This is a genomic window from Nostoc sp. MG11 (assembly GCF_014904695.1).
Lineage (GTDB): Bacteria > Cyanobacteriota > Cyanobacteriia > Cyanobacteriales > Nostocaceae > Komarekiella.
On sequence record NZ_JACXXN010000041.1, the window covers coordinates 38,069 to 44,462 of the forward strand.

Here is a 6,394-nt window from a genome sequence, read left to right on the forward strand (position 1 = left end):
ACTAAAACGCACTAATTAACAAGATATTCTTTTACATTATCTTGATGACGACGGAGAATAGTCATTGCTTGCTGTTCAATTTTACCAACTCTTTCTCGACTCAGTTTAAGACGTTTTGCAATTTGACTTAAAGAAAGTGGGCGATCATCCTCTAATCCGAAGCGTAGAGTCAACACTTCTCGTTGTTTGGGATTGAGCAACGCTAATAACTTGCTTAAGTCCTGATACAAAAGCTCTTGATTAATTTGCTCCGAGGGAGAGTTATTAGGTATGGGTAGGATATTGATTAGTTCAGTTTCTCGTTCGTCTCCGACTTTCATTTCTAAAGAAACTGGATGTTTCGAGACATTCAGAGATTCCTGAATCAAAGAAGGCTTGAGTTTTAGAGACTCCGCAATCTCTGTCACGGTGGGACGACGACCTAGTGATTGAGATAGTTCTCGCTCTTGGTTCTTGATTTTATTAAGTCTTTCATTGAGATGGATGGGCAAACGAATAACGCGAGATTTTTCTGCTATAGCTCTTGTGATGGCTTGAGTGATCCACCAATAAGCGTAAGTCGATAGTTTATAACCACGATTGGGATCAAACTTTTCAATACTGCGCTGTAAACCAAGTGCCCCTTCTTGGATCAAGTCGGGAAACTCTAGATTGCGGTTCTGGTATTTTTTAGCGATCGCAACCACCAGTCGCAAATTAGCTGTCACCATCTTCTGTTTAGCTCGTTGTCCTTGGCGAAGAATTGAACTCACTTCGGCTTCAGTTTTCTCAAGTGAAGCAGCTAATTCCAAGTTGGTCGGTTCTCGGTTTAGTTGTTGTGTGAAGCTCACGCGTTCTTGTTCAAGCTTGAGCATCAACTGCACCTGCCTTGCATAAGCAATCTCTTGAGAGGGAGACAGCAGAGGATAACGACCGATTTCCTGGAGGTAGGAATGAACTAGATCAGGAGTTGCACTAGCCATACTTTAATTAATCGTGATAACTTTTAAGCTTTTGGCTATCAAATATTGGTACAAACCAATGTTTGATAAATTAGTTAAACACCAATAATTCAACTACTAGAATATTTGATATTGGTGTTGCCCACTATATACATATTACTTGAAACTGCTAATTAAGTAAATGTAAAAAGCTTTGCTTTGAGATTGAAGTCTCTTTTATAATCAAACAGAAACCGCTACGCTACATTGAAATTGAAGTCTGAAAGCTAGCCAAGTATCTTTTCTATAAGTGAGAGAAACCGCTACGCTTTATCGAGATTGAAGTCTAAAACTAGATAAGTAATCTCTCTTATTTGAGCAAGAGAAATCGCTACATTTCATTGAGCTTGAGCTAGTAAGTCAAAGGTCAGAAGGACGAATTTGGTAGGGGATTCAGACCGTAAGCTCCACGAGAAGTCGCCAGAAAGAAAAAGCAAGAGTGGAGAAGGGTTTTCCTTCTCCCTCAACTTCCCCAGCAGCAAGAGCTTCCCTTGCCCTCGTTTTCGGTCACTCGACATCTATGTACGTAGTTATAGATTAGTTTGAAGCTCGGCACTTAGCAATAACTTCCATCGCTTGCTTTTGATGGTCAGGGATAGCTTGAATGGCAGATATTAAAAACTCCCTCATAATCTGAGTTTGGCTCTTTCCGACTGCTTGGGAATAGAGTTTGATAGCAGTGATAAATTCTGATTCTATCCTAACAGTGACATTTGTCAAAGTTGATTTATATACTCTTTTGCGACCCATTAATCTTCTCCTGATTTAGTTAATATCGCAATAACTATCATTTGTGATTGACTTAATATTTAAATCCTATCATATTTTCTATTAATATTTGGTTTAAACACCTGATTTGCTGAGCCAAATGTGCATAAAATATCTTTCATGACTTTTGATAATTTCTATGAACCATCGAAAAAAGAGAAAACTTCCACTCCCGATATATTTGGATGAATTTGAGCGACAAAAGTTGGAAACGATAGCAGAATCCTGGGGTGTGAACTTGTCTAACACTGTCAAACGGCTAATCAGAGAGAAGCTAATTAAGTAATTTCAGTTAATTAGGAAATTTTTGATGATAGTTAATAACTTAATGCGAAATAAATTTAGAGAATATTTACGAGGAATTCCACAATCTAATACTGTTGTGATAACATTGGGCTGTTACTAACGGTTTTGCTAAATTCTGATAAAAAAGTTCAGAAGCTAGCAAAGGTCATTAGGTAAAAAACAAAACTGTTGATTGTACAAAAGCAATGCTAGTTTGTCAGCATCAGAACTGAAACAGTTCCTTTTGTGAGTTCCATCTTGAACATTCACATAGTTCCCTGATTTAGCATGAAAAGAGGAGCAATTGTTTTGGCATATAATCAAGTATCTAATAACCATCTTGTACAAAAAAAACCGATTCAGATTTTCACCAAGATTTTAGGTAGGTGGGGGCGTAAATACCAACATCATATTTATGCTATTGGTACTACCATGATTGTTTCAGGGCAAGCAATACCAGCCCATGCGTTCGGGCTATTTGACCCGACTCAAATAGCTCTGACGTGTATGTTTGGTGGTGCTGCGGCCCAAGGTAATGCCTTGATGAACGCCCTGCCAGCAGTAATCAATGCAGCAATCACCGTTATGCTGTTTGTTTATTTTGTGGCTAGTGGTGTGAAGGTAGCTAACGCAATCGGGGATGGACAAGAAATTACCCAGGTTATTCAACAACCTGTCGGCGTCTTCTTCGTAACCCTAGTCCTGTTTATTGCTCAACAAATTCTGTTTGCAGACATTACGGCTGCTTGTACTTGAACCACGTATACAGGACAAACCAATTCGCAATTCGCAATGGGCTAACGCCCCGCTCCGCTAACGCAATTCGCAATGGGCTTCTCTACGAGACGCTGCGCGTAGCTTGCTTCCCCATAGGGGTACGTTCCGCTTCGCTAATGCAATTAAATCAGTGGAAGCTTGAAGGCAATTCGCAATTATAAAGAGCGCAATTCGCAGTTAAAAACAATTGTGATCTTCTCTACGAGACGCTGCGCGAACGCAGGGATAGCTACGTAGGAGCGTCCGCCGCGAATTGCGAATTGCGAATTAGTTTGACCTTATTTTTAATATGAAAAACAAAAAAGATTTAATTCACGTCAATCAATCAATTGGTAAAGCCGCACCAATTGGCGTGTTTACAGGTTTTCAATTTGCGGCCGCGTTTATCTGCTTTGGGATTGGTTTTTTTGTAGCATTCCTGTTTGGGGCAGGAATGATTTGGAGTATTTTAGCTGGGATATGGCTAGCGATAACTATATTATTTTTATCTGGTAAAAACCCTCACCTATTTTGGTCTAGGGTTTTTCCTGTAACTCCTTTGTGGGTACGCGGTTACGTGAAGTATGACTCTGCTCAAAATAAGAAAAAAGCTGGTTCTCGAAAGGCTCCCAAGTCATGGTAAAGAGCGTAGGCAACAAGAATAAAAAGTTAAGTCCGTTTGAAGATGCGTTAGACTTGACGACGCTTGTCAGGCTGAAAAAATCAGGTTACGTAATTGGAGCTTATTTACTTAGCAAAAAACAAGTTGGCGACACCAACAACACTTTACAGTTAGTTTTTGGCTACACTTGCACAGGAATTCATCCCTCATTTAATTCCTCTAAGCAAGTAGAAGCGATTGCTGAAGCTTTTGAAAATGGTTGCAAGGAAATATCAATTGGTGAAAGAGTTACTTTCCGCTGGAGTTCATTTTGTAGTGATAGTGACATTGAAGAACGTCACCAGCAGCGTCTAGCCAGTCCAGTTTCTGATGAAAGTGAGTTTTTAGATTATGCTCAACTAGCCAGAACTCAAGAGTTAATTCGCAATAAACAACGCAAGACTATTACCTTAAATATTTATACTACTTTTACTGTTAAGCCTGGAGGAACTGAGCCAGGTGATCCTATAGATAGGGCTATTACTAAACTCTCTAACTTTCTTCAGCGCAAGTTTACCCCGACAGGTGCGAGTGAGCTTACTAATAAGGTACTAACACAGATTTTAGAGAAAGCAATTAACGCTTCTTTGAGGTATCAACAAATATTATCTAGTATGAAACTGCATCCCTTGCCAAAGAATGAGAAGCAACTTTGGAAAGAATTATCTAATCATATTAGTTCAACACCGACCAAGGTTCCCCACACTTTAATTTTTGATGAGCAAGGATTAAGGGAAGAGTTTAATGAGTCTTTTACCTACTCTAGTAGATATATTGATCAAACTCATGCCGTTTCTGTTCTACTGAACAATGGTGTTCCTTATGCAGATCGCAAGTGGGTATGCCTACTGACTCGCGATGGTAGTAAGAAATATGTTGGTGTGATGACACTTGCTCAAAAGCCGGAAATCTTCCAGTCTGTTAGAGATCAAATCTGCTTTTTGTGGAACGTTTTTTCTCGTGACGTTATTCACGATATCGAAGTAATTACAGAAATTAGTCCGGCTGATCCAAAGATAGTCAGAGTTGCCCAGCAACTAATTACTAAGCGATCGCACAACACCGCTCGCTCCAACAGTAAAACCATTGACGTGCTGTCACAAATTAATGTTGAGCGCTCTGTAGATGCTCAAAAGCAACTTTATACAGGTGACGTTCCAGAACATTTAGCGCTGATTATACTAGTTTACCGTGATAGCCCTGAAGAAATTGATGAAGCTTGCAGGTTAATCTCTGGTTACATTAACCAGCCCACTGAATTATCACGTGAAACCCAATACAGTTGGTTGATCTGGCTAGAAACTTTGTTATTAAAGCAAAAACCACAACTGACTAGTCCATACAATCGTCGTACAACTTTTTTCACTAGCGAGATTATTGCAATGGCTAATATTGTTCAAAGTGCTACAGCCGATGGTCAAGGGTTTGAGTTAATTGCTGATGAAGGACACTCTCCAGTAAATATTGATTTCTCAAAAACTAAAAACCTAATGGTTATTGGTACGACTGGCAGTGGAAAATCAGTTTTAGTTGCTTCCATAATTGCAGAGTGTTTAGGCTTGGCGATGTCCGTCACGATGATTGACTTGCCCAATGATGATGGCTCAGGAACTTTTGGAGATTTTACACCCTACTATGGAGGTTTTTACTTTGATATTTCTAAACAATCTAATAATCTTGTTCAGCCTTTAGACTTATCAAAACTTCCTGAAGAACAAAGGGAAGATCGCGTTAAAGCCCATCGCAGTGACGTCAATTTGATACTTTTGCAGCTAGTGTTAGGGTCGCAACAGTTTGACGGTTTTCTTGCTCAAACTATTGAGTCTCTAATCCCTCTTGGCACAAAAGCTTTCTACGAAGATTCTGACATTCAACGTCGGTTTACAGAAGCAAGGGAAGATAGACTGGGTTCTACTGCTTGGGCTAACACACCAACGCTGGTAGATATGGAAAAGTTTTTTGTCCCAGAGCGCATTGATTTAGGATATGAAGACGAAAATATAGATCAAGCGCTCAAGTATATTCGCTTGCGACTCCAGTACTGGAAAGCTAGCTCAATTGGTGATGCCATTTGCAAGCCCTCTACTTTTGAAACTGATTCAAAACTTATCACCTTTGCTCTAACTAATTTGCAATCGAATAAGGAATCTGAGGTGTTTGCAATGTCTGCATACATCGCAGCTTCCAGGCAGTCCTTATCCTGTCCGAACAGTGTTTTCTTCATGGATGAAGCAAGCGTACTATTGCGGTTCCCCGCATTCTCTCGCTTAGTCGGTCGCAAGTGTGCTACCGCTCGGAAGTCTGGATGTCGTATTATTTTAGCGGCTCAAGATGTAATTTCCATAGCTAAATCAGAGGCAGGGGAGCAAATATTACAAAATATGCCCTTGAGGTTGATAGGCAAAATAGTTTCTGGTGCAGCTAACAGCTTTCATGAACACCTGGGTATTCCAACTGAAATCATTGAAGAAAATGAAACTTTTGTACCAGATATCCAACAGCTATATACTCTTTGGCTATTTGATTACAACAAAACTTACATCAAGTGTCGCTACTATCCTTCATATCCTTTACTCGCTTTAGTTGTTAATAGCCGGGAGGAACAAGCCGCACGAGATCGCTTTAAGTTGCAGTATCCCGATAAGTTTGATTGGCTGTTAGAGTTTTCTAAACATTATGTCTCATCTATAAAACAGGGTAAACCACTATGATATTTAAACGTCTTTCACGTTTGGAAGTTATTTTATTGAGTTTAATTTCTTGCTTCGTGATTGCTGGTATATTTCATTTATACAGCCAATATACAGAGAAATCAGCGAAAAAGAAACAAGCTGACTTTGTAGATTTAACGTAAGGATTCAGGTGGCAGAGTATTGACAAGAGGACACTTCAGGGGGAGTATCACAAATATGAACCAAAACCTGCCTCAAGATATAGACCGAGA

General features: G+C 39.7%; 5 protein-coding genes. 3 read left to right on the forward strand and 2 right to left on the reverse strand.

The window, feature by feature from the left end:
- Window positions 1-11: 11 nt before the first annotated feature.
- Both HCR01_RS30510 and HCR01_RS30515 read right to left on the reverse strand, forming a co-directional pair.
- Window positions 12-962, reverse strand: a complete 951-nt coding sequence (locus tag HCR01_RS30510; RefSeq protein WP_193199760.1) for an RpoD/SigA family RNA polymerase sigma factor — start codon at window positions 960-962, stop codon at window positions 12-14.
- 555 nt (window positions 963-1,517) lie between these two features.
- Window positions 1,518-1,730, reverse strand: coding sequence for a hypothetical protein (locus HCR01_RS30515; RefSeq protein WP_193199761.1), 213 nt, complete (start codon window positions 1,728-1,730; stop codon window positions 1,518-1,520).
- A 612-nt stretch (window positions 1,731-2,342) separates the two neighbouring features.
- Between HCR01_RS30515 and HCR01_RS30520 the strand changes: the two genes are divergently transcribed.
- The 3 genes from HCR01_RS30520 to HCR01_RS30525 all read left to right on the forward strand — a co-directional run bounded on the left by HCR01_RS30520 (window position 2,343) and on the right by HCR01_RS30525 (window position 6,161).
- Window positions 2,343-2,789 (forward strand): hypothetical protein, encoded by a 447-nt coding sequence (locus HCR01_RS30520; RefSeq protein ID WP_226889735.1) that lies wholly within the window; start codon window positions 2,343-2,345, stop codon window positions 2,787-2,789.
- Window positions 2,790-3,099: 310 nt separating this feature from the next.
- Window positions 3,100-3,432, forward strand: coding sequence for a hypothetical protein (locus HCR01_RS39180; protein WP_226889736.1), 333 nt, complete (start codon window positions 3,100-3,102; stop codon window positions 3,430-3,432).
- Window positions 3,426-6,161 (forward strand): helicase HerA domain-containing protein, encoded by a 2,736-nt coding sequence (locus tag HCR01_RS30525; protein WP_226889737.1) that lies wholly within the window; start codon window positions 3,426-3,428, stop codon window positions 6,159-6,161. The genes HCR01_RS39180 and HCR01_RS30525 overlap by 7 nt, the downstream gene beginning before the upstream one ends.
- Window positions 6,162-6,394 lie beyond the last annotated feature (233 nt).